Source organism: Streptomyces sp. HUAS 31, from assembly GCF_028198125.1.
Taxonomy (GTDB): Bacteria; Actinomycetota; Actinomycetes; order Streptomycetales; family Streptomycetaceae; genus Streptomyces; species Streptomyces chartreusis.
The window spans coordinates 6,280,947-6,302,702 of record NZ_CP116353.1 but is presented as its reverse complement, the minus strand read 5'-3'; the positions used below and the strand labels follow the sequence as shown (position 1 = coordinate 6,302,702).

The window sequence follows — 21,756 nt, the reverse complement described above, 5'->3', positions numbered from 1 at the left end:
AGTCCTGTCAGAGCCCCGTCAGGGCCGCGAACCCGACTCCGTGATCATGCGCCGGCGATCATGCGCGGGGCGAGGGCTTCTCCATGGCCGCGCGAAAGCGGGCGTAACCGTCCAGCTCGGGGCCGTCGCCCCGCGCCTTGCGGGTCCGATTGGCCCAACTGCCCCACAGGCCGGCGATGACCGCAACCACGAGCGGAATCAGCAACCAGGCGAGTGCCGCCATGCCGTCCTCCCATCCCCAATGAGTGACCGCAACTGACTGATCAGCAGATTAACCACTGGCACTGACAACGCTCACGCCAGGGGTGCGGTTACGCAAGCCGAGTGGGGTGGACGGGGCCGGCGGGTGCTCGGGAGGGGTCCCTCAGCAGGCGCCGACCCACTCCTCCGTGCCGTCCGAGAACTTCTGGTGCTTCCAGATCGGCACCTCGTGCTTGAGGTCGTCGATCAGCTTGCGGCACGCCTCGAAGGCCTCGCCGCGATGGGGGCAGGAGACGGCGACGACGACCGCGAGATCGCCGACCCCGAGGTCACCGACCCGGTGGACCGCGGCGAGCGCCCGCACCGGGTACTCGGCGACGACCTTCTCGGCGATCCGCCGCATCTCGGCCTCGGCGCTGGGATGGCACGAGTACCCGAGCTCGTCGACGTCGGCACCGCCGTCGTGGTTGCGCACGGTGCCCACGAAGAGCGCGGTCCCACCGGCGGCGTCGTCCCCGACGGCACGGAAGACCTCGTCCAGGGAGAGGGCCGTCTCACGAATGGCGATGAGCTTGACGGGATCCTGAGCGCCCTGCTCACCGGGGTGATCGTTGGTAGGTGCCATGGCCCCATCGTGCCCCACGCGCGTGAGGACGGGGAATAGCGTTATCGCCCGGCACCCGCGCGTGCGGCTTTGGAGCCTCCTACAGCTCGGCCCGCTCCATGCGGTGGTGCGGGCCCGCGATCAGATCCGCCGCCTGGCCTTCCGCGCCCGCCGTACGACCGCCGCCGCGCCCAGCAGGGCCACCGTCGCGCCCGCCGCGCCGGCCGCTGTGGCGTCCTTGCGGCCGAGCCGCCGCCCGGCGACCGTGCGCCTGCCGGAGACCTCTTCCAGCAGCTCCGCGAGGACTTCCTCGTTGGTCCACTGCGGCCGCCACCCGGCGTCGTGCAGCCGGCTGCCGCTGACCACCCACGGATACATCGTGTAGGCCAGGTCCCCGGCCGGGGAGGGGGTCAGTCCGATGCGGTGCAGGCGGGCCGCCGCTCCGAGCGCGACCGCGGAGGGCAGCTCCATCCGGCGGATCCCGCTGAGCTCCTCGACCTCCTCCTGCTCCAGCCAGCCGTCGCATCCGACGGCGAGTTCCCCCTCGACCTTCTCCAGGACGGCGTACTCGAGCGCACTGCACAGGTCCTCGACGTGGCAGAACTGCCAGGCGGGCCGGGATCCGGCGACGACGAGCAGCCGGGGCGACTCGAAGTACCTGGTCAGCGCGGTGTCGGTGCCGCCCACGAGCACGGCGGGGCGCACGACTGTGACATTGAGTCCCGGGTGCGCCCTGGGGGCCCGGCGCGCGAGTCGCTCGATCTCCAGGAGGTCCCCGACGCCGGTGGCCTCGGCCGTGGCCCGCAGTTCGGCGTCCTCGGACAGCGGCAGCTCGTTGTCGTCGAGCGCTCCGTAGACCATCGCCGAGGTGCACAGCACCACCCGGTGGACGCCGGCCGCCGCGGCGGCCGTCAGGACGGTCTGCGTCCCCCGAACGTTGTATGCCGTCCGCGCGGCCGAATCCGTCTCCAGATCCAGGTCGAGCGCCAGGTGCACGACCACGTCTGCGCCCCGCAGCTTCTCGGCGATGGCGGGGTCCCGTACGTCCAGGATGTGCCACTGCGCCGCGGCGCAGTCGCCGCGCCGCTCGTCGATGGCGATGACCTGCTTGACCTCGTCGGACGCGACCAGCCGCTCGGTGAGCAGCGCGCCGATCCCGGACGCGGCACCGGTCACCGCGACGACGGGTCCGCGCACGCCGCGCGCGGCGTGCGGGGTTGACTCGTTTCGCGCTGCGCGAACCTGCGGATCAGGGGAACTCACCGGGCGTCTCCAGCGGTTGTCTTTAGTACGAACGCGAGTGACGCGTACGTACCAGGTGGCATCCATCCTGCCGCAGGCCGAGAGTCGGCGAAGCACCGAGGCCCGATCGGCTCGCGGTGTCTACGCTGGGTGGTGTTATCAGGCAGTCGTGCCGCCGGCGCCAGCCGGTGGCCTTAACAGCCGAGGAATCCCGTGAGTGACACCCCATTCGGATTCGGCCTTCCGCCGGAGGAGCCGGAAGACGGCGACGAGGGCAAGAAGAAGGACCAGCAGAGCGGTGGTGGTCAGGGACCGGCCAACCCGTTCGGTTTCGGCGGGCTGCCGGGTGCCGGGGGCTTTGGCAGCCCTGGCGCGGACAATCCGTTCGCTGCCATGTTCGGCTCGCTGAACCCCACCGACCTCGGGGCCGCGTTCCAGCAGCTCGGGCAGATGCTCTCGTACGAGGGCGGCCCGGTGAACTGGGACATGGCCAAGCAGATCGCCCGCCAGACGGTCTCCCAGGGCACCGCGGACGGCACCAAGGACGCGAGCGTGGGCGCCTCCGAGCGCACCGCCGTCCAGGAGGCCGTACGCCTGGCGGACCTGTGGCTGGACGACGCGACGTCCCTGCCGTCCGGCGCGAACACCGCCGTCGCGTGGAGCCGCGCGGAGTGGGTCGAGGCGACTCTGCCCGCGTGGCAGGAGCTCGTCGACCCGGTCGCGGAGCGCGTCGGCACCGCGATGGGCGACGTCCTGCCGGAGGAGATGCAGGCCATGGCGGGCCCGCTGATCGGCATGATGCGTTCGATGGGCGGCGCCATGTTCGGCACGCAGATCGGGCAGGCCGTCGGCGTGCTCGCGGGCGAGGTCGTCGGGTCCACCGACATCGGCCTGCCGCTCGGCCCGGCCGGCAAGGCCGCGCTGCTGCCGGTGAACATCGAGACGTTCGGCAAGGATCTGGGCGTGCCGAAGGAGGAGGTGCGGCTGTATCTCGCCCTGCGCGAGGCCGCCCACCAGCGCCTCTTCGCGCACGTGCCGTGGCTGCGCTCGCACCTGTTCGGCGCCGTCGACGGCTACGCGCGCGGGATCAAGGTCGACACCGCCAAGCTCGAGGACGTGGTCGGCCAGTTCGACCCGCAGAACCCCGAGCAGCTTCAGGACGCTCTCCAGCAGGGCATGTTCCAGCCGGAGGACACCCCGGAGCAGAAGGCGGCCCTGGCCCGTCTGGAGACGGCTCTGGCGCTCGTCGAGGGCTGGGTCGACGCGGTGGTCCACGCCGCCGCCAAGCCCCGTCTGTCGTCCGCAGACGCGCTGCGTGAGACGCTGCGCCGACGGCGTGCCTCGGGCGGCCCGGCCGAGCAGACGTTCGCCACGCTGATCGGTCTGGAGCTGCGTCCGCGGCGCCTGCGTGACGCCTCCCGCCTGTGGGCCTCGCTCACGGACGCACGCGGTGTCGACGGCCGTGACGCCCTGTGGGCGCACCCGGACATGCTGCCGACGGCCGGTGACCTGGACGACCCGGACGGTTTCGTGCACCGCGAGCACCTCGACTTCTCCGAGCTGGACAAGATGCTCGGCGAGGCCGCGAGCGGCGGCGGCGAGAAGCCGAACCTGAAGAAGGAAGACGACTCCGAGGGCGGCGACGCAAAGGGCGACGGCACCGAGTGAGCCTGTACGACGACGCGGTCCTCGTGCTGAAGGAGTACGAGGACCAGGAAGAGCTGCGCCGGACGTATCTGGAGCATCTGGAGACGCACCCGGACGGTATGTGGAAGGCCTGCGGCGACGGGCACATCACGGCGAGCGCGCTGGTGATCGACCCCTCACGCGGGCGGGTGCTGCTCACCCTCCACAAGAAGCTGCGCATGTGGCTGCAGATGGGCGGCCACTGCGAACCGGCCGACGAGACGCTGGCGGCGGCCGCCCTGCGCGAGGCCGCCGAGGAGTCCGGCGTCGCGGGGCTGTCCCTGCTGCCGGGCGGCCCGGTCCGCCTGGACCGCCATCACACGCCGTGCGCCTGGCACCTCGACGTCCAGTATGCGGCGCTCGCCCCGGCCGGCGCCGTGGAGGCGATCAGCGACGAGTCGCTGGACCTGCGCTGGTTCGCCTACGACGAGGTGGCGGACGTGGCGGACGAGTCGGTCCTGCGGCTGATGGAAGCGACCCGCGCCCGCCTGTGAAAGCGCAGGGGCGACCGATGCAGGCGGTCGCCCCTCAGCACAGGCCGCCGGTCGCGCCCCGCAAGGGGCGCGGGGAACTGCGCGACCAGCCACACACGACGCGCGCCCAAAGACGCGCAGCTCCCGAACCTCTCGGCCCAACCCCGCGGAGCGATCAGCTCCAGACGTTGCCCTGGTTCTGACCCCGCGCTCCCTGCTGCCCCATGCCGTACTGGGCTGCGAGGCCCGAGCCGATCTGGGCGTTCTGCGGAGGCAGCAGTTCGCTCGGCTGGACCAGCGCGAAGCCGGCGCCCATGAAGCTGAGCTCCCAGCCCTCGCCGGTGCTGCCGCGGCGCCGCCACACCCCGGAGGAGTGCGTCTGGGCCTGCATCTGCACCCGCAGCGCGGTGGACCACGCGACGATCGCGTCGGCGTCGCAGTTCACGTACTTGTCGGGCGTCACCTGCATCAGCAGCGGCATGCCGGAGGTCATGAGGGCGACCTTGCCCCGGCCGGTGATGTTGAGCTGGTACTTACCCGAGCCGGAGATGCCGTAGAGGCTGTCCACGGCGATGACCTCGTGGTGCAGCGAGGAGTCCATCGCCAGCACGTAGCTGCTGTCGACGGTCAGCCCGTCCCCTTCGACGTCCATGACATGGACGTGCTGCTTGAGGTTGGCGAGGTAGACCGTGCCCTGTCCGTGACAGCGCATGAGGTCCAGGCCCTCACCGGTGTGCGCACGCGCGCGTCCCTGCTGGTTGCTCTGGTACTCGGCGTCGAACTCGACGAGTCCCTGGTAGGCGACCATCGTGCCCTTGCGGGCGAGGATGTCGTCGTGTCCCTCCAGGCCGACGCGGAGCATCTGCTTGTTCTGCAGGCTCCAGCGGTCCTGGGTCTGCTGGTCGTTGTAGGCGAAAATCGGGCTCTGCATGGCTTCCTTGCTCCCCCTCAGCCCCGGACCCGGAGGCGGTCGGTGCTGTCCTCGCTGGGCTGTACGACGACGATGCCCTGGCCGGAGAAGGCCATCTGGTAGGCCTCGCCGCTGCCCCTGCCGATGAGCGACTGCGCCTTGAAGCTGCGCTTGCCCTTCACCTTGAGGTTCGGGGACCAGGCGACGAGCGCGTCCGGGTCGACGTACGTCTCGTCCTCGCCGCCGCCGCAGTCGACGACGATCGGCTTGCCCCGGGAGGTCAGCGCGACCCAGCCCTGCCCGGAGATCTTGGTGTTCCACAGGCCCTGCCCGGCGAACTTCGCCAGGCCCTTGACCCGCTCGACGCCCCACGTCAGATGCGCGTCGAAGGCGAGCAGGTTGGTGGCGTTGACGGAGATGCCGTCGCCGTTGAGGTTGATCACGACGACGTTGGCGCCGTAGTCGGCGAGGTAGAGCAGTCCGTCGCCGGAGCACTTCATCAGGGGCGCGCCCTCGCCGGTCATCCAGTCCTTGGCGATCTGACGGACGGCCGGCGGGTTGGGCTCGTACTGGACGAACCCTTCGTAGGCGACCATCGAGCCCACGCGCGCGAGGAGGTCGTTCCCGGTCTGCATGGCGACCTTCAGCATGTGGTTGCCGTGGTTCTCCATGCGGGCGGTGACAGGTGCGGGGGCGTAGCCCGCGAGTGGCTGGTTCATGACGGGCTCCCTCAGATCTCGTACGGCTGGACGACGATGAAGTTGCCGGGAGCGGCCCGGAACTGGAGGTTGACGCTCTCTCCGGTGTCGCCGGGGTAGGCGTTGCGGCGCATGCGGACCTGGCTGGAGACGACCACCTGGGCGGCGGACGACCAGGCGACCACGGCGTTGCAGTCGGCGAACGTCGTGGGCGTCACCGGCAGCACCACGGGCGTGCCGTGCGTCTTGACGACGATGGTGCCGGTGCCCGTGAACTGCATCGTGAACAGCGCGCCACCGGGGATGCCGTGCCCCTCGATGCGGCGGACCTCGTACTGGAGGCTCTCGTCGAAGGCGAGGACGTTCTCGGCGGAGACGCAGATGCCGTCGCCCTGGAGCTCGATGGGGTGCACCATCGAGTTGTTCTCGGCGAGGAAGACCTGGCCCTGGCCGGTGCAGCGCATCAGCTGCATCTCCTGGCCGGTGGCGTTGCCCACGATCCGGCCGGCGAATCCGGCGCCCTTGTAGCTGAAGTCGACCTTGCCCTGGTAGAGGACCATGCTGCCCTGGCGGGCGAGCACCGGCTGGCCGCCCATGCCGAGGTCGACGCGGACCATCTTCTTGTTCTGCTGCGTCCAGCGCTGACCGGTCGGCGTCTCCTTGAACTGCTGGAGAGCGGCGGCCACACCGGGACCCTGGGGCGCGCCTTGCGGGGCGCCCTGGGGGGCTCCGTAGGGCGCCGGCTGGCCCGGGACCTGCCCGTAGGGGGGCTGCTGGCCGTAGCCGGGAGGCGGGGTCGGCTGGCCGTAACCGGGCGGCGGGGCCGGGGCCTGCGGCGCCTGAGGTGCCGCGGGTGCCTGGGGGTAGCCGTAGCCGGGAGGCGGCGGCGCCGAGGGCTGGCCGTAGGGCTGCTGTCCCGGCTGGCCGTAGGGCGCGGGCGCCGGGGCGGGCGGCGGCGGGGTGCCTCCGGGCGGCGTCATGGGCGCGATGATGGTCGGCTGCGCGTGCACCGAGGGCGCCGGGCTCGGCGGCGGCGGGGTGGATCCCGGCGGGGGCGCGAATCCCTGTCCGGCCGGGGCAGGCGCGGGCGCCGGAGGGGCCGGCTGCGGGGCCGGGGCGGGAGCTCCTGCCGGGGCACCGAACGCGGGCGGCGCGGCGGCCTGGGCGGGCGGGGCGAAGCTGGGATTCGCACCGGCCTGGGGCTGCTGCGGGGCGGCGGGCGCCTCTTCCTCGGCGACCTCGCCGCCGAAGTTCTTCAGCAGCGCCTCGAGACCGCCGTCGAAGCCCTGGCCGACGGCGGCGAACCGCCAGACGTCCTTCAGGTAGAAGTCGCCCAGCATCACGGCGCGTTCGGTGGTGAACTCCGAGCCGTTGAAGGCGTACCGGGCCACCTCCTCGCCACCTGCGACGATGCGGATGTATCCGGGGCTGATCTGCGACATCTGTCCGGCGCCGTCGATCGTCGCCGTGAAGGACAGCTTCTGGATCTGCGGGGGGATCCTGTCGAGCGTGACCCGGAAGGACTCCGTGTCACCGGCCTGGGTGCCGAGGAGCTGGATGGACTCCTCGGGGGACTTCGGTTGGTTGAAGAAGACGAAATAGCGGTCGTCCGAGAGCCGTTCGTCGGCGTCGAGACCGAAGCAGCTGATGTCGAAGCTCAGCCCTGGGGCGGCGATCTGTACCCCTACGTACAGATCCGTGCCCGCGGTGAGGTCACTGATCTTGGCCTTGTGGCCGCGTTGGAATTCCCTGGCCATGCGTAACGACCGTCCCCCATCCCGAATGTAAGTGCGTCGCGCCAGGCTAACGGCAAACTCGGACATCGGACGAAGCCGGTACAGACCCGGTACACAACCCGCGCCCGGCCGAACCGGAAGCACCACTCGCGGGCAGCCTTCCGGCCTGCCCCATGGGCTGCCTCACGGGCTCCTTCGGAGAACGGAGCGGCGCCGCGGCGGGACCCGGGTCCTATTCGCCGCGCGCGCCGGGCAGATGGGGCAACCGCTCGGCGGCGACCACGCCTTCCAGGTAGCCCTTCGCCCGCTCGGTGCGGGGATACGCCTCCAGCAGCTGCCAGAAGCGGGGCCCGTGGCCGGGCACCAGGAGGTGCGCGAGTTCGTGCAGGAGGACGTAGTCGACGACGTATTCGGGCATGCCCTGCAACCGGTGCGAAAGCCGGATGCTGCCCTCGGCCGGGGTGCACGAACCCCAGCGGGTGTTCTGGTTGGTGACCCAGCGCACCGAGTTGGGCCGCGCTCGGCCCTCCAGGTACTGGCCCGACAATCGCTCGGCACGCTCCGCCAGCTCCGCGTCGCCGATGACCCGTTTGCTCTCCTGGGCGGCCAGCTTGTCCAGCATGACGTTCACCCAGCGCTGTTCCTCGGCCTCGGACATCCGGGCAGGGATGAGCACGACGGTGCGATCGCCCTCGCGGTACGCCGAGACCGTCCGGCGACGCCGGGCGCTCCTGCGGACCTCGATCGCGTTCGCCCCCGAGCCGCTCGGCGGCGGGCTCGTCGTGCTGCGCTGTGGTGTTCCGGCGCGGTGCAGTGGGTCGGCGGACACGCCCCGACGTTACCCGTTGCGCATAGGGGAAGTCCCGACTCCGGGACGGTTCGATCCCGATCCCCCACCATGCGTTTGATTTGTACGACGAATATCCACTGCCTGTGGACAACTTTCGGCGCCGATCGCCGTATCGGGGCATGCTGACAGGCGTCGGGGAAGCCGTGACCGAGCTTCTTCGGCGCGCACGGGGATGTTCCAAATTGGCTACGGGGGCCGGTTCATGCACGCTACGGATTCGACCAATTCAGGCATTTCGACGGAGCAGTCGAGGTCGGCGGTGGCTCCATTGGTGAAGCCGTCCCTCAGGCGGGGCTGGCGCGATCTCAACACCGTGCAATTCGGGATGACTCCGGCACATGCCCTGACGCTGGGTCCGATGGACACCGCGACGGGCAGCTTTCTCGATCTGCTCAACGGCACGCGCGGGCTGGAGCTGTTGCGCGAGGAAGGCCGCCGCATGGACCTGCCGGACGGCCATGTCGACGGTCTGGTGCGACGCCTGGCAGGCGCCGGACTGCTCGACGACGCGAAGGGCGGCGGCCCGGCCGGCGACACCCTTCGCCGCAAGAAAGAGGTACTGGACCGCCTGCGTCCCGATCTGGCCTCACTGTCCCTGACCACATCCGAACCGGGTGAGGCGATGAACCGCCTGACCGCGCGCCGCTCACTGCGCGTGCAGGTACGGGGCGCCGGCCGGGTGGGCTCGATGATCGCCTCACTGCTGTCGGCAGCCGGGGTGGGCGAGGTCGACGTGCGCGACGTCGGCCGCGTCGAGCCCTGGGACGTGGCGCCGGGCGGCCTCCCCGCGGAGACGGTCGGCGACCGCAGGGACGAGGCCGCGCGACGCACCGCCCGCCGCTGCGCACCGGACCGCCCACCACGCCGCGGTCCCCACTCGCCCCCGGGAGAGGAGACCACCGGCCACTCCCTGGTGATCATCGCGCCCCGGGACGACGTCGCCGTGCACGCCCCCTCCCCTTCCGCCGCCGAACCCCTCGTCGCCTCCGGTACGCCCCATCTGTACGCCGGTGTCGTGGAGGCAACCGGTGTGGTCGGCCCGCTCGTACTGCCCGGCGAGACCGGCTGCGCCGGCTGTCTCAACGAAGGGCGCACGGATCGGGACCCTGCGTGGCCCCGGCTGGTCGCGCAGTGGCGCTCGGGTTCGAGAAGGGCACGTGAGGTGCGACCTTGCGACCTCACTTTGGCCACTACGGTCGCCGGTCTGGCCGCCGCGCACGCCCTGACGTTTCTGGACGGCCGGGTTCCGTCCAGCGCGGGTGCACGCTGGGAAGTGTCACTACCCGGTCTGACCTGGCACGCCCGTCCGGTGTGGGCGCATCCGGCATGCTCGTGCGGCGCCACGGAGAAAGGTGAGGGAGAACACCCCTCCGAGGAGGCGGGGCGGCACGAGACAATGGCGGAGCAGCGGCCGTCGAAGGAGTTACGCCGTAGGGCAGACGCGGAGCGGCTGGCTGGGACCTGGAGGGCGCATGTCTGATCTTCCCCGCAAGGCGGTCACCCGCACCGCCAAGCTCGCCGCGCTCCCGCTCGGCTTCGCCGGACGGGCCACCTGGGGACTCGGCAAGCGGATCGTCGGCGAATCCGCAGAGCTCGTCGGCCGCGAGCTGCAGCAGCGCACCGCGGAGCAGATGTTCAAGGTGCTCGGCGAGCTCAAGGGCGGCGCGATGAAGTTCGGCCAGGCCCTGTCCGTCTTCGAATCGGCGCTGCCCGAGGAGATCGCCGGCCCGTATCGCGCGGCGCTCACCAAGCTCCAGGAGGCGGCGCCTCCGATGCCGACGCGCACCGTGCACTCTGTGCTGGCCGAGCGGCTCGGCGAGGACTGGCAGGACCTGTTCGAGGAATTCGAGGACAAGCCGGCCGCGGCCGCCTCGATCGGCCAGGTGCATCGCGGGGTGTGGCACGACGGCCGCGAGGTGGCGGTGAAGGTGCAGTACCCGGGAGCCGGCGAGGCCCTGCTCTCCGACCTGAACCAGTTGAGCCGCTTCGCCCGGCTCCTGGGCCCGCTGATCCCCGGCATGGACATCAAGCCACTGATCGCCGAGCTCAAGGACCGAGTCTCGGAAGAGCTGGACTACGGCCTGGAGGCACAGGCCCAGCAGGCCCACGCGGACGAGTTCGCCGACGATCCGGACGTCGTCGTCCCCGCCGTGGTCCATCAGTGCGAGCAGGTCCTGATCACCGAGTGGATCGACGGCATCCCGCTCTCGGAGGTGATCTCCGACGGCACCGAGGAGCAGCGCAACCGCGCCGGCCAGCTCCTGGCCCGCTTCCTGTTCTCCGGCCCGGCCCGCACAGGTCTGCTGCACGCCGACCCGCACCCCGGGAACTTCCGCCTCCTGCCGGGCGACCCGGACGGCAAGGGCGAGTGGCGGCTGGGCGTCCTGGACTTCGGCACGGTCGACCGTCTCCCCGGCGGCCTGCCGACGCCCATCGGCGACTCCCTGCGCATGACGCTGGACGGCGACGCGGAAGCGGTCTACGAGCTTCTCCGCGAGGAGGGCTTCGTCAAGGAGTCCATCGCCCTGGAGCCGGACGCCGTCCTGGACTACCTGCTGCCGATCATCGAACCGGCCCAGGTCGACGAGTTCACCTTCACCCGCGGCTGGATGCGCAGCCAGGCCGGACGCGTGGCCGACCCCCGCTCCCCCGCCTACCAACTGGGCAAACAGCTCAACCTCCCCCCGGCGTACCTCCTCATCCACCGGGTGACCCTGAGCACGATCGGCGTCCTCTGCCAGCTGGGCGCGACGGTACGACTGCGCGAGGAACTGGAGGAATGGCTACCGGGCTTCGTCCTGGACGAGCCGATCACCGAGGAGGACTCGGCGGCGGAGGCGTGAGCTGACGCAGCCTGCTTGAAGACACTGAGGGCGGGGGGGGAGGGGAGGGGGCGGGGGGGAGGGGAAGCCCCCAGGGGTGAAACAGCCGCTGCCGCCCTACCACCAAGCCGAATCCAGCCGCCCCTCGATCGCCCTCAGGTTCTCCCGTGAGCACTTGTCGCAGAAGTAGCGTCGGTTGCCGTTCTCCACGGAACAGGTCCAGGTGGGCTGGGGGGACCGGGCCTCGGTGCCGCATCGGGCGCACACGAGGGGCTGGGGCTCTGGGGCGGAGCCGCCGTTGTCACTGCCTCCGGAAGGACTCGTCACTCGGCGACGATAACGCCGCCTGATCCGATTGCCGGAACAACGCACCGCGGGGGCCGGTCCGTTCGTACGGACCGGCCCCCGCGGGGTGTATTCACCGCCTCCCTGATCGGGAGGCAACCGCTTGGCGGTGGGTCGATTACTGCATGACCGCCATGGCGAGCGCGCGACGGGCACGCAGCGAGGCGCGCTCGGCACGGCGCTGCATCCGCCGCGCGGACGCCAGGCGCACGGCCCGGCGTTCCCGCGCGGCCTCGTGCTGTCGCTCGTGCATATGCGCACGTGCCAGGGCTTCTTGGATGAGTTGCATCTCTCGGTTCCTGTTCTGACGCGAGTCGTTCGCGCCACTGGTGGTGAAGTCTTCAGGCGCGGAGCCTGCGAGTTCGCTGGTGGACGGCTTCATCGGGGCCTGCTTCTGGGGGTCGTGCGTGAGGGGACGGTCGATCGTGCCTGCGGTGTTCATGCCGTGACCGGGTTCTTGCGCGGGCGGCCACGCGGCCGCTTCCGGGCGACGACAACACCCTGGACGAACAGCTCGCCTCCCCAGACGCCCCAGGGCTCACGCCGCTCCTTGGCGCCGGCGAGGCAGGCCTCGATCAGCGGGCAGGTGCGGCAGAGGGACTTGGCGTACTCGACGTCCGCCGGCGACTCGGCGAAGAAGACCTCCGGGTCGTAGGAACGGCAGGGGACGGGTACGCCGAGGTTCTCGATGGCGTCGTCGAGCGCGGTGAGCGCAGTGAGCGGGGTCAAGGTCGTGTCCTCCGTGGGGCCGGGCTTGGGGATCGCTTCTGAGGGCGGTACTGACGGGGCGTGCGCTTCGAGTTGCACGGTTGGTCTTCCTCGTCTTTTCGTTCCGGCCCTGTTGGGCCGGGTGGCGGCTGGTACCGGGTTTTCCTTTGTCCCGAGGCCCCTTCGCTCTGTCATCCCCGTTCGAGGACAAACAGAAGGGCCGCGGATCCCGGATGGGGTTCCGCGGCCCTGAAGGCGCCGGCCTGATCGACTGTCAGGCTGGATCACTCCAGGGTTCTGGCCCACGGAAGGCCCACATCTGGTGGTGCTGCGTCGTCTGCTTCCGGAATCCGGCACCGGTCGCTGCAAAGGCATAGGCGTGCGCCCTTGCCTCTACTGCCGCTTCCAGTGCCTTGGTCGGTCGCTCATTGCGCTCACGGATGGGAAGACCCGCGAGAGACACGGAGGACGCCGGCCGGACGGCACGGATGCCGGACAGACCGGTGCCCTGGTCCGAGGCGCCGAGCATGCACAGGGAAGCGACGACCGAGCGATCGGTCATTTTGACGTTGCTGATGGAGCTGGCGTTGATGCTGATCACTGGACTCGCCTCCTCTCGGCGTCTAGGGGGACTGGGGTGAGCCAGTCCGACGGGTATGCAAGTACAACACGGAATTGGGGCCTCCGAGAAGGCCTCCGTTCCCGTGGCTAAGAACCTATGGGGATTGCTGGGGCATGCGCAAACTATTTTTTCGACGAGTTCGCATCATTCCCCGTCTGGACCCTGCTCAAGCTCCTGGCCTGCGCAGATGGCCAGCACATCGTCTCCGTAGCGGTCGAGCTTGCGCTTGAGGACTCCTGGGATGCGGGCCAGCTCATCCGGAGTCGTCGGCTCCGTCTCGGCGATGGCCATCAGAGTCTTGTCCGTGAAGACGCAGAAGTCGGGCTGTCCGCTGAGCCGTGCCTGGACGCCCCGCCATTCGCGGAGGCGTTCGTAGAGGCCCTCGTCCATGTCGGACGGGCAGTCCTCGCAGCGCATCAGCTTCATCTCGCCGGCGTCGGTGAGCGTGCGCCCGCAGACGCGGCAGCGGGCAGGGCTGCGCTGTGTCCGTCTCGGGGTGGCGTCGGGTCTGCTGGTGAATCCGCGCTCGACACCGCCGGAGCCGCGGGCGGCAGCGCGTCCCACGGTGGCGGTCGAGCCGGGGCGCAGTCCGTCGAGGAAGCGGCTGGGGCGGCGGTTGGCGCGGCCGCCGGGGGCACGGGTGAGTGCCCAGGAGACGTGGAGGTGACGGCGGGCGCGGGTGACGCCGACGTAGAGGAGGCGGCGTTCCTCCTCGACCTGCTCGTCGGTCTTTGCGTAGGTGATCGGCATCATGCCCTCGGCGACGCCGACCAGGAAGACGACGTCCCACTCCAGGCCCTTGGCCGAGTGCAGAGAGGCGAGGGTGACGCCCTGGACGGTCGGGGCGTGCTGGGCGTTGGCGCGTTCGTCGAGTTCCGCGACGAGGTCGGCGAGTGTGGCGCCGGTTTTGGCGGCGGCGAAGTCCTGGGCGAGGTTCACCAGGGCCGCCAGTGACTCCCAGCGCTCTCTGACGGCGCCGGAGCCGGCTGGTGGCTCGGTCGTCCAGCCCTCCCCCGAGAGGACGGCACGCACCTGGGAGGGCAGGTCGACGGCGTCGTCGAGGAGGGTGTCGTTGCCGCCGAAGCGGGCCGCGCCGCGCAGGGCGATGCCGGCCTTGCGCACTTCGGGGCGGTCGAAGAAGCGCTCGGCGCCGCGCAGCTGGTAGGGGACGCCCGCGTCGGCGAGGGCCTGCTCGTAGGACTCGGACTGGGAGTTCGTGCGGAACAGGATGGCGATCTCGCTGGCCGGGACGCCGGAGGCCATGAGCTCGCGGATGCGGCGGGCGGCGCCTTCGGCCTCGGCGGGCTCGTCCGTGTACTCGGTGTAGACGGGTTCGGGGCCGGCGTCGCGCTGGGAGATCAGTTCCAGGCGGTGGTCGGCTGCGCGTCCGCTGGCCTGGGCGAGCAGGCCGTTGGCGAGGTGGACGACCTGGGGGGTGGAGCGGTAGTCGCGGACGAGTTTGACGACCGTGGCGCCGGGGTGGCGGGTGCGGAAGTCGAGCAGGTGGTCGGGGGTTGCGCCTGTGAACGAGTAGATCGTCTGGCTGGCGTCGCCGACCACGCAGAGGTTGTCCCGCTCGCCCAGCCACAGCTCCAGCAGGCGTTGCTGGAGGGGGCTGACGTCCTGGTACTCGTCGACGACGAAGTGCTGGTACTGGGAACGGACCTGGTCGGCGATGTCGTGCCGGTCCTGGAGGATGGCGACGGTGAGGAGCAGGACGTCCTCGAAGTCCATGACGGTGCGGTCGCGCTTGAGGTCCTCGTAGACGTTGTAGATCTGGGCGATCTCGGCCGGGTCGCGGGGGGCTTCGCGGCCCGCTTTGGCGGCGGCGGGGGCGTAGTCGGCGGGGACGGTCTGGGTGACCTTGGACCACTCGATCTCGGCGGTGACGTCGCGCAGCTCGTTGCGGTCGAGGCGGATGCGGCAGGCGGCGGCCGCGTCGGCGACGAGCTGGATCTTGCGGTCGACGAGTCGGGGCATGGAGCCACCGATCGCTTTCGGCCAGAAGTACTGGAGCTGGCGCAGGGCGGCCGAGTGGAACGTACGGGCCTGGACCCCGGCGGCGCCAAGCTGCCGGAGCCGGCCGCGCATCTCTCCGGCGGCGCGGTTGGTGAAGGTGACGGCGAGCACGCTGGAGGGCTGGAGAATGCCGGCGCGGACCCCGTAGGCGATGCGGTGGGTGATCGCCCTTGTCTTGCCGGTGCCGGCGCCCGCGAGTACGCACACCGGTCCGTGCAGGGCGGTGGCGACCTCGCGCTGCTCGGGGTCGAGCCCGTCGAGCACCGCGTCGGCCGTGTCCGGTGCCTGCGGGAAGAGGGTGGAGTGCGTTGCTGCTGTCACATGGCCATGCTGCCAGGTCGCCGGAGACGGCTGTGCCGGTTGTCCACAGGCAGGCATTGATAGTCGTACTAATGCGGCAGGCGTCACGCGGCGGCCATACCCCGGGTGGGAATGGTGGCCCGGTCGCGTACGTTCCCCCTCTGGACGACCTGTTCCCCCGAGCTATCAGAGGAGCGCGCGAGACATGCAGGGCACTGTGACGATGTACAGCACCACCTGGTGCGGCTACTGCCAGCGGCTGAAGAAGCAGCTGGACCGCGAGGGCATCGCGTACACGGAGATCAACATCGAGCAGGACCCCGAGTCCGCGTCTTTCGTCGAGAAGGCGAATGGCGGAAACCAGACGGTCCCGACCGTGCTTTTCGCGGACGGTTCGACGATGACGAACCCGTCGCTGGCTCAGGTCAAGCAGAAGATCAGCGCCTGACCGCACCCTCGGTGCGGTCCTCGGAAGGCGGTCCCTGAGGCGCTTCAGGGGCCGCCTTCGTGCTGTCCGCGTGGCGCTGGCGAGGGTCGTCTCAGACGAAGTTCCTCGTCGGCAGTGGCTTGCCGTACCAGAGCTCGATCAGGCGGGCCGCGATGGAGATGCCGTAGGGCGGCAGGACCTCGCCGGCCTCGAAGGCGACGCGCAGTTCCTCGCGTGAGAACCAGCGGGCCTCGTGGATCTCGTCGCCGTCGACCTCGACGTCGGTGGTGGTGGCGTGGGCCATGAAGCCGAGCATGAGGCTGGACGGGAAGGGCCAGGGCTGGCTGGCGACGTACTCGACCTGGCCGACGGTGATGCCGGCCTCCTCGAAGACCTCACGGCGCACGGCCTGCTCGATGGACTCGCCGGGCTCGACGAAGCCGGCGAGCGTGGAGAAGCGGCCCTCGGGCCAGTGGACCTGGCGGCCGAGGAGGATGCGGTCGTCTTCGTCGGTGACGGCCATGATCACGGCGGGGTCGGTGCGGGGGTAGTGCTCGGCGCCGCAGGCGGGGCAGCGGCGGATGTGGCCGGCCGCGGCGATCACGGTGCGCTCTCCGCAGCGGGAGCAGAAGCGGTGGGTGCGCTGCCAGTTCTCCAGGCCGACGGCGTGCACCATCAGGCCCGTGTCGCGCGGTGACAGCAGCAGGCCCGCCTCGCGCAGGCCGGCCGCGCGCGCCGACTGGTCGATGCGGCCGGGCAGGGCGTCCTTCTGGAGGGCGAAATAGCTGACGCCGTCCTCGTCGATGCCGAGGAAGTAGCGGTGTGCCTCGGTGAGGGGGGCCTCGAAGGAGGGGGTCATGACGAGTTCGGTGCGCCCGTCCGGCGTCTCGTCGATGAGGACCTGGCCGCCGGAGACCACGAAGCAGCGGGTTGTGGGGTGGCTCCACGCTGCCGCGAGCCAGGCCTCGTCGAGCCGGTGGTGGGCGGCTCGGTCGACGCCGCTCGGGGCGGTGAGCGAGATGGGTCGGTCGGCGGTGTGGTCGGTCCAGGTGGTCACGGGTGCTTCCAACTCCCCCAGTGGAACGGTGTGCTTCGGTGGGCGGATCGGCGGGACGTGGGACAGGAGGTGACCGGTCGCGGCAGGGCGGGGCTGTGCGGGGCGGCGTCTCCAGTGTGCCCCGCGCCCGATGCCTCTCCGGACGGGCCCGGTGGCTCAGGGCTCATGGCGCCAGTTGGCGGCGAGGTCGCCCCACAGGTAGGCGGTGGTCTCGACGCCCTTGAGGAGCAGGTCCAGCTCGACCTTCTCGTTCGGGGCGTGCCAGCCGTCGGAGGGGACGGAGATGCCGAGGAAGAGCACGGGTGCGGCGAGGACGTCCTGGAGGTCGGCGGCCGGTCCGGAGCCGCCTTCGCGGGTGAAGCGGACGGGGCCTTCGAAGGCGCGGCCCATGGCGCGTACGACGGACTGGAGGGCCGGGTGGTCCAGGGGCGTCAGGCACGGGCGCGTGGCGCCGGTGAAGGCGATCTCGCTGCGGATGCCCGCGGGCACCTGGTCGGTGGCCCAGGCGCGGACGGCCTTCTCGATGTGTTCGGGGTCCTGTCCGGCGACGAGCCGGAAGGAGAGCTTCACCATCGCTGAGGAGGGGATGATCGTCTTGCTGCCGGGGCCCTGGTAGCCGCCGCCGATGCCGTTGACCTCGGCGGTCGGGCGGGCCCAGATGCGCTCCAGGGTCGTGAGGCCGGCCTCGCCGTGGGTGGCGTGGGACTTGGCGGTGCGCAGCCAGCGCGCCTCGTCGAAGGGCAGCTCGGCGAAGAGTTCGCGCTCGCGGTCGGTCAGCTCGACGACGCCGTCGTAGAAGCCGGGGATCGCCACGCGTGCGTGCTCGTCGTGCAGGGCGGCGACCAGGCGGGCGGCGGCGGTCGCCGGGTTGGGGACGGCGCCGCCGAAGGAGCCGGAGTGGATGTCCTGGTCGGGGCCGTGGAGCCGGATCTCGCACTCGGCGAGGCCGCGCATGCCGGTGCACACGGTGGGGGTGTCCTCGGCCCACATGCCGGTGTCGGACACGATCACGGCGTCGGCCGCGAGCCGCTCTGCGTGCTCCTCGACGAGGGCTCGGAAGTGCGGGGAGCCGGACTCCTCCTCACCCTCGACGAGCAGCTTGAGGTTGACGGCGGGGGTGGTGCGGCCGGTGGTGGCGAGGTGGGTGCGGACGCCGAGTGTGTGGAAGAACACCTGGCCCTTGTCGTCGGCTGCCCCGCGCGCGTAGAGGCGCCCTTCGCGGACGACGGGCTCGAAGGGCTCGCTGTCCCAGCCGTCCTCGCGGGCGGCGGGCTGCACGTCGTGGTGGCCGTAGACCAGGACCGTGGGCGCTTCGGGGTCGTCCGAGGGCCACTCGGCGAAGACGGCCGGGGCGCCCGGCGTGGGCCAGACCTCGGTGGTCGGGAAGCCGGTCTCCTTGAGCTTGGCGGCGAGCCAGTCGGCGCTGCGGCGTACGTCGGGCGCGTGGTCGGGCTGGGCCGACACGGAGGGGATGCGCAGCCATTCGGCGAGGTCGTCGAGGAAGGCGGCACGGTGCTGCTCGATGTACGTGCGGACGGCGCTGTCCGGGGTCTGGCTCATGGTCACGAGCCTATCGGCCCGCACCGACATCCTGGTTGGGCGGTTCCTCACAGTTCACCTCGGCGACGGGCTCTTCGCCGAGCAGTCGCTCCAGGGCCTCACGGCCCGGGAGGTCGTCCGGGCGTACGACCTCGCCGGTGCGGACGTACAGGAACGCGGCGTCGACGGACTCCAGGGGTACGCCCTGCTGCTCGGCCCAGGCGAGCCGGTACAGGGCGAGCTGGAGCGGGTCGGCGGTGCGGGTGCGGTTGGTCTTCCAGTCGACGATCTCGTACGTCGCCCCCTCGCCGTCGCCGGTCCGGTAGACGGCGTCGATGCGGCCCCGTACGACGCGGCCGGCGATCGCGAGCTGGAAGGGGGCCTCGACGCGGTGGGGCGTGCGGTGGGCGTACTCGGTGCGTTCGAAGGCGTCCTTGAGAGCTTCCAGGTCACGCTCGTCGGCGATCTCGGCCTCGGTGCCGGGGAGGTCGTCCGGCTCCAGCATGGGCAGCGTCAGTTCCTCGAAGCGGGCTTCGACCCAGGCGTGGAATCGGGTGCCCCGACGTGCGGCGGGTTGTGGGGGGCGCGGCATGGGGCGCGCGAGTTCCTGTGCGAACCCGTCCGGGTCGGCGGCCAGGCGCAGCAGCTGGGACGCGGTCAGTGACGCGGGCAGGGGTACGTCCGTGACGCTCGTGCGGGCGCGCAGGAGCTCGCCGGTGAGGGCGTCGAGGTCGCGGTCCCAGGAGGCGAGGGTGCGGGCCTCCTCGGGGGTGATGGGGGCCGGCTGTGCGGGGTGGGGGCGGCCGGCGGGCTCCGGGGGTGGCGCCTGGTGCGGGATGGCCGGGGTGGGGCGGTCGGTGGTCCAGGAGTCCCAGTCGTCGGGGTCCTCGGGCTCCTCGTCGTGCGGATCGTCGGCGAACGCCTCGTCGTCGTCCGGTGGCGGGGGCCAGTCCGGGTCGTCGTAGGCGTCGGGATCGTGGGTCGCGGCGGGGTGGCCGTCCTCGTGGGAAGCCAGGGTCTCCAGGTGGGCCAGGACCGTCTCGGCGGCCGCGCGGCGGCGGGTCAGGGCTGCCGTGTCGAGGGGCAGGGGCCACAGCTGGTCGGCGCTCTCCCTGTGCAGGGCCGGGTTCTCCTCGTCCTCGGCGGGTTCGTCCGCCCACGCCTCGATCTCGCCGTGGCCGGCGACGCAGTGGTCGTACAGGGCTTGCAGGAAGTCGGAGGGGCCGCGGGGTTTCTTCTGGGTGGGGCCCCACCAGTGGCCGGAGCCGAGGAGCAGGGAGCGGGGGCGGGTGAAGGTGACGTAGCCGAGGCGGAGTTCCTCGGTGTGCTGGTGGTCCTTCATGGCCTCCTGGAAGGCCTTCAGGCCACGGGAGTCCCAGGAGGCGACGTCGGGGAGGGTGTCGGTGTCGCCGCGCAGTTCGTGCGGGAGCACCTTGGCCTGCGCGGTCCACTTCTCGCGGCCCTGGGTGCTGGGGAAGGTGCCGGTGACCAGGCCGGGGACGGCGACGACGTCCCATTCCAGGCCCTTGGACTTGTGCGCGGTGAGCACCTTGACGGTGTTCTCGCCGCCGGGGAGGGCGTTGTCGAGGCCCTTCTCGTACTGGGCGGCGGTGCGCAGGAAGCCGAGGAAGGCGAGCAGGCTCGCCTCGTTGTCACCGGCCGCGAAGGAGGCGGCGATGTCGAGGAAGTTGGACAGGGTCTCGCGGCGGCGGGCGGCCAGCGCGTGCGGGGAGGCCGACAGCTCGACCTCCAGGCCGGTGACGGCGAGGACTCGGTGCAGGACGTCCATGAGCGGGTCGGACAGGGAGCGGCGCAGGTCGCGCAGTTCGGTGGCGAGTCGGGCGAACCGCACGCGCGCGTCCGGCGAGAAGGGCAGACCGTCGTCGTCCCCGTCGCCGTCCAGCGGCGTCTCCAGGAACGTGTCGAGGGCGTCCGCGAGCGAGATGACCTCGGCGGGGTCGACCCCCTCGACGGCCTCGGCGAGCCGCCGGTCGGGGTCGTCGTCGCCGTCCACGCGCGCGTGCGACACCAGCGTGCGCGCCCGGCGGCCCAGCAGAGCGAGGTCTCGGGGGCCGATGCGCCAGCGGGGGCCGCTCAGCAGGCGGACCAGGGAGGCGTTGGCGCCCGGGTCCTGGAGGACCTCGCAGACGGCGACCAGGTCGGCGATCTCGGGCAGGTGGAGCAGCCCGGACAGGCCGACCACCTCGACGGGGACGTCGCGGGCGACGAGCGCGCCCTGGATCTCGGCGAAGTCGGTCGCCGTACGGCACAGGACGGCGATCTCGCCGGGTGCCTTGCCCGTGTTGACGAGGTGGGCGACGGAGTCGGCGATCCAGTCGATCTCCTCGGCGTGGGTGGGCAGGAGAGCGCAGCGGACGATGCCGTCGCGTTCGGCGCCGGGTGCCGGGCGCAGGGCCTCCACGCCCGCGTGCATGGCGCGCAGGGGCTCCGCGAGGCCGTTGGCGAGGTCGAGGAGGCGTCCGCCGCTGCGGCGGTTCTCGCTGAGGGCCTGGCGGGTGGCGGGGTGGCCGTCGGCGTGGGCGAAGTGCTCGGGGAAGTCGTCGAGGTTGGCGACGGAGGCGCCGCGCCAGCCGTAGATCGCCTGGCAGGGGTCGCCGACGGCCGTCACGGGGTGGCCGGTGCCGTCGCCGAACAGGCCCGCCAGGAGTACGCGTTGGGCGACGGAGGTGTCCTGGTACTCGTCCAGGAGGACCACGCGGAACTCGTCGCGCAGGACTCGGCCCACTTCGGGGATGGCGGAGAGCTGTGCCGACAGGGCGATCTGGTCGCCGAAGTCGAGCAGATCGCGTTCGCGTTTGGCGGCGCGGTAGCGGACCACGAGGTCGGCGAGTTCACGGCGTGCGGCGGCGGCTTCGGGGACCTTGCGCAGGTCGGCGTTGGTGAGCTTGGCGGACTGGAGGGTGAGCAGCAGCTCGGCGTCGTGCGCGCGCAGCTTCTCGGGCCGTACGAGGTGCTCGGCGAGTTCGGCGTCGAGGTTGAGGAGGTCGCTGACGAGGTCGGCGAAGGAGCGGGTGAGGGCCGGGTAGGGGCCCGGGGCCTCGCGCAGCACGCGCGCGGCGAGCTGGTAGCGGGTGGCGTCGGCGAGCAGCCGGGAGGTCGGTTCGAGTCCGATGCGCAGGCCGTGATCGGTCAGCAGGCGGCCGGCGAAGGCGTGGTAGGTGGAGATCACCGGCTCGCCTGGCGGGTTGTCGGGGTCGATGACGTCCGGGTCGGTGACGCCTGCCTTGACGAGTGCCTTGCGGACGCGCTCGGCGAGTTCACCGGCGGCCTTGTTGGTGAAGGTCAGGCCGAGGACCTGCTCGGGGGCGACCTGGCCGGTGCCTACCAGCCACACCACGCGGGCCGCCATCACCGTCGTCTTGCCCGACCCGGCTCCGGCCACGATCACCTGCGGGGCGGGCGGCGCGGTGATGCAGGCCGTCTGCTCCGGGGTGAACGGGATGCCGAGGAGCTCCTTGAGCTGATCGGGATCGGTGATACGGGCGGACACTCCAGG

20 protein-coding genes are annotated in these 21,756 nt (G+C 71.2%); 5 read left to right on the top strand and 15 right to left on the bottom strand.

Features of this window, described 5'->3' with window-relative positions; translation table 11 throughout:
- Positions 1-58 precede the first annotated feature (58 nt).
- The 3 genes from PGH47_RS28185 to PGH47_RS28175 form a co-directional block, all read right to left on the bottom strand.
- A complete protein-coding gene (locus PGH47_RS28185) occupies positions 59-223 on the bottom strand; it encodes a hypothetical protein (protein WP_271665722.1) in 165 nt (54 codons plus the stop codon).
- Positions 224-364: 141 nt separating this feature from the next.
- Positions 365-826, bottom strand: a complete 462-nt coding sequence (locus tag PGH47_RS28180) for a molybdenum cofactor biosynthesis protein MoaE (RefSeq protein ID WP_269640813.1) — start codon at positions 824-826, stop codon at positions 365-367.
- Between the two features lie 120 nt (positions 827-946).
- Positions 947-2,068: an SDR family oxidoreductase gene (locus PGH47_RS28175; protein ID WP_271665721.1), complete on the bottom strand. Its 1,122-nt coding sequence runs from the start codon at positions 2,066-2,068 to the stop codon at positions 947-949.
- 192 nt (positions 2,069-2,260) lie between these two features.
- Between PGH47_RS28175 and PGH47_RS28170 the strand changes: the two genes are divergently transcribed.
- Positions 2,261-3,715, top strand: a complete 1,455-nt coding sequence (locus PGH47_RS28170) for a zinc-dependent metalloprotease (RefSeq protein ID WP_107903044.1) — start codon at positions 2,261-2,263, stop codon at positions 3,713-3,715.
- Entirely contained in the window at positions 3,712-4,227 is a 516-nt protein-coding gene (locus PGH47_RS28165; RefSeq protein WP_271665720.1) for an NUDIX hydrolase, read from the top strand. Before PGH47_RS28170 ends, PGH47_RS28165 begins: the two co-directional genes overlap by 4 nt.
- Before the next feature lie 154 nt (positions 4,228-4,381).
- Here the strand turns inward: PGH47_RS28165 and PGH47_RS28160 are convergent, their stop codons facing one another.
- The 4 genes from PGH47_RS28160 to PGH47_RS28145 form a co-directional block, all read right to left on the bottom strand.
- A complete protein-coding gene (locus tag PGH47_RS28160) occupies positions 4,382-5,137 on the bottom strand; it encodes an AIM24 family protein (protein ID WP_271665719.1) in 756 nt (251 codons plus the stop codon).
- Positions 5,138-5,154: 17 nt separating this feature from the next.
- Positions 5,155-5,835: an AIM24 family protein gene (locus PGH47_RS28155; protein ID WP_030974882.1), complete on the bottom strand. Its 681-nt coding sequence runs from the start codon at positions 5,833-5,835 to the stop codon at positions 5,155-5,157.
- Between the two features lie 11 nt (positions 5,836-5,846).
- Entirely contained in the window at positions 5,847-7,571 is a 1,725-nt protein-coding gene (locus tag PGH47_RS28150; RefSeq protein WP_271665718.1) for a TerD family protein, read from the bottom strand.
- A 211-nt stretch (positions 7,572-7,782) separates the two neighbouring features.
- Positions 7,783-8,379: a M48 metallopeptidase family protein gene (locus PGH47_RS28145; RefSeq protein WP_107903052.1), complete on the bottom strand. Its 597-nt coding sequence runs from the start codon at positions 8,377-8,379 to the stop codon at positions 7,783-7,785.
- A 280-nt stretch (positions 8,380-8,659) separates the two neighbouring features.
- Here PGH47_RS28145 and PGH47_RS28140 point away from each other — a divergent pair, with 280 nt between their 5' ends.
- Positions 8,660-9,880 (top strand): TOMM precursor leader peptide-binding protein, encoded by a 1,221-nt coding sequence (locus PGH47_RS28140; protein ID WP_271665717.1) that lies wholly within the window; start codon positions 8,660-8,662, stop codon positions 9,878-9,880.
- Complete coding sequence (locus PGH47_RS28135; protein ID WP_271665716.1) at positions 9,873-11,243, top strand: ABC1 kinase family protein; 1,371 nt, start codon at positions 9,873-9,875, stop codon at positions 11,241-11,243. The genes PGH47_RS28140 and PGH47_RS28135 overlap by 8 nt, the downstream gene beginning before the upstream one ends.
- Positions 11,244-11,339: 96 nt before the next feature.
- Here PGH47_RS28135 and PGH47_RS28130 read toward each other — a convergent pair whose 3' ends face one another.
- From PGH47_RS28130 to PGH47_RS28110, 5 genes are all read right to left on the bottom strand, one after another.
- Positions 11,340-11,549 (bottom strand): hypothetical protein, encoded by a 210-nt coding sequence (locus PGH47_RS28130; RefSeq protein WP_271665715.1) that lies wholly within the window; start codon positions 11,547-11,549, stop codon positions 11,340-11,342.
- Between the two features lie 136 nt (positions 11,550-11,685).
- Positions 11,686-12,009, bottom strand: coding sequence for a hypothetical protein (locus tag PGH47_RS28125; RefSeq protein ID WP_030947031.1), 324 nt, complete (start codon positions 12,007-12,009; stop codon positions 11,686-11,688).
- Positions 12,006-12,374, bottom strand: coding sequence for a WhiB family transcriptional regulator (locus PGH47_RS28120; RefSeq protein WP_030947035.1), 369 nt, complete (start codon positions 12,372-12,374; stop codon positions 12,006-12,008). Before PGH47_RS28120 ends, PGH47_RS28125 begins: the two co-directional genes overlap by 4 nt.
- Before the next feature lie 175 nt (positions 12,375-12,549).
- Positions 12,550-12,876, bottom strand: a complete 327-nt coding sequence (locus PGH47_RS28115) for a hypothetical protein (RefSeq protein WP_271665714.1) — start codon at positions 12,874-12,876, stop codon at positions 12,550-12,552.
- 165 nt (positions 12,877-13,041) lie between these two features.
- Entirely contained in the window at positions 13,042-15,294 is a 2,253-nt protein-coding gene (locus PGH47_RS28110; protein ID WP_271665713.1) for an ATP-dependent DNA helicase UvrD2, read from the bottom strand.
- A gap of 127 nt (positions 15,295-15,421) precedes the next feature.
- Here PGH47_RS28110 and PGH47_RS28105 point away from each other — a divergent pair, with 127 nt between their 5' ends.
- On the top strand, positions 15,422-15,664 hold the full coding sequence (locus tag PGH47_RS28105) for a mycoredoxin (RefSeq protein ID WP_030947039.1): 243 nt from the start codon (positions 15,422-15,424) through the stop codon (positions 15,662-15,664).
- Between the two features lie 91 nt (positions 15,665-15,755).
- Here PGH47_RS28105 and nudC read toward each other — a convergent pair whose 3' ends face one another.
- From nudC to PGH47_RS28090, 3 genes are all read right to left on the bottom strand, one after another.
- A complete protein-coding gene (gene nudC / locus PGH47_RS28100; protein WP_271665712.1) occupies positions 15,756-16,700 on the bottom strand; it encodes an NAD(+) diphosphatase in 945 nt (314 codons plus the stop codon).
- Between the two features lie 156 nt (positions 16,701-16,856).
- On the bottom strand, positions 16,857-18,260 hold the full coding sequence (locus PGH47_RS28095; protein WP_271665711.1) for a dipeptidase: 1,404 nt from the start codon (positions 18,258-18,260) through the stop codon (positions 16,857-16,859).
- 10 nt (positions 18,261-18,270) lie between these two features.
- Positions 18,271-21,750, bottom strand: a complete 3,480-nt coding sequence (locus PGH47_RS28090) for an ATP-dependent helicase (RefSeq protein ID WP_271665710.1) — start codon at positions 21,748-21,750, stop codon at positions 18,271-18,273.
- Between the last annotated feature and the right edge of the window lie 6 nt (positions 21,751-21,756).

Bases quoted from the DNA above. Each gene is read 5' to 3' on its own strand.
- PGH47_RS28185 (WP_271665722.1), bottom strand. From the start codon at position 223: ATGGCGGCACTCGCCTGGTTGCTGATTCCGCTCGTGGTTGCGGTCATC.
- PGH47_RS28180 (WP_269640813.1), bottom strand. From the start codon at position 826: ATGGCACCTACCAACGATCACCCCGGTGAGCAGGGCGCTCAGGATCCC.
- PGH47_RS28160 (WP_271665719.1), bottom strand. From the start codon at position 5,137: ATGCAGAGCCCGATTTTCGCCTACAACGACCAGCAGACCCAGGACCGC.
- PGH47_RS28155 (WP_030974882.1), bottom strand. From the start codon at position 5,835: ATGAACCAGCCACTCGCGGGCTACGCCCCCGCACCTGTCACCGCCCGC.
- PGH47_RS28150 (WP_271665718.1), bottom strand. From the start codon at position 7,571: ATGGCCAGGGAATTCCAACGCGGCCACAAGGCCAAGATCAGTGACCTC.
- PGH47_RS28135 (WP_271665716.1), top strand. From the start codon at position 9,873: ATGTCTGATCTTCCCCGCAAGGCGGTCACCCGCACCGCCAAGCTCGCC.
- PGH47_RS28125 (WP_030947031.1), bottom strand. From the start codon at position 12,009: ATGAACACCGCAGGCACGATCGACCGTCCCCTCACGCACGACCCCCAG.
- PGH47_RS28110 (WP_271665713.1), bottom strand. From the start codon at position 15,294: ATGCCTGCCTGTGGACAACCGGCACAGCCGTCTCCGGCGACCTGGCAG.
- PGH47_RS28105 (WP_030947039.1), top strand. From the start codon at position 15,422: ATGCAGGGCACTGTGACGATGTACAGCACCACCTGGTGCGGCTACTGC.
- PGH47_RS28095 (WP_271665711.1), bottom strand. From the start codon at position 18,260: ATGAGCCAGACCCCGGACAGCGCCGTCCGCACGTACATCGAGCAGCAC.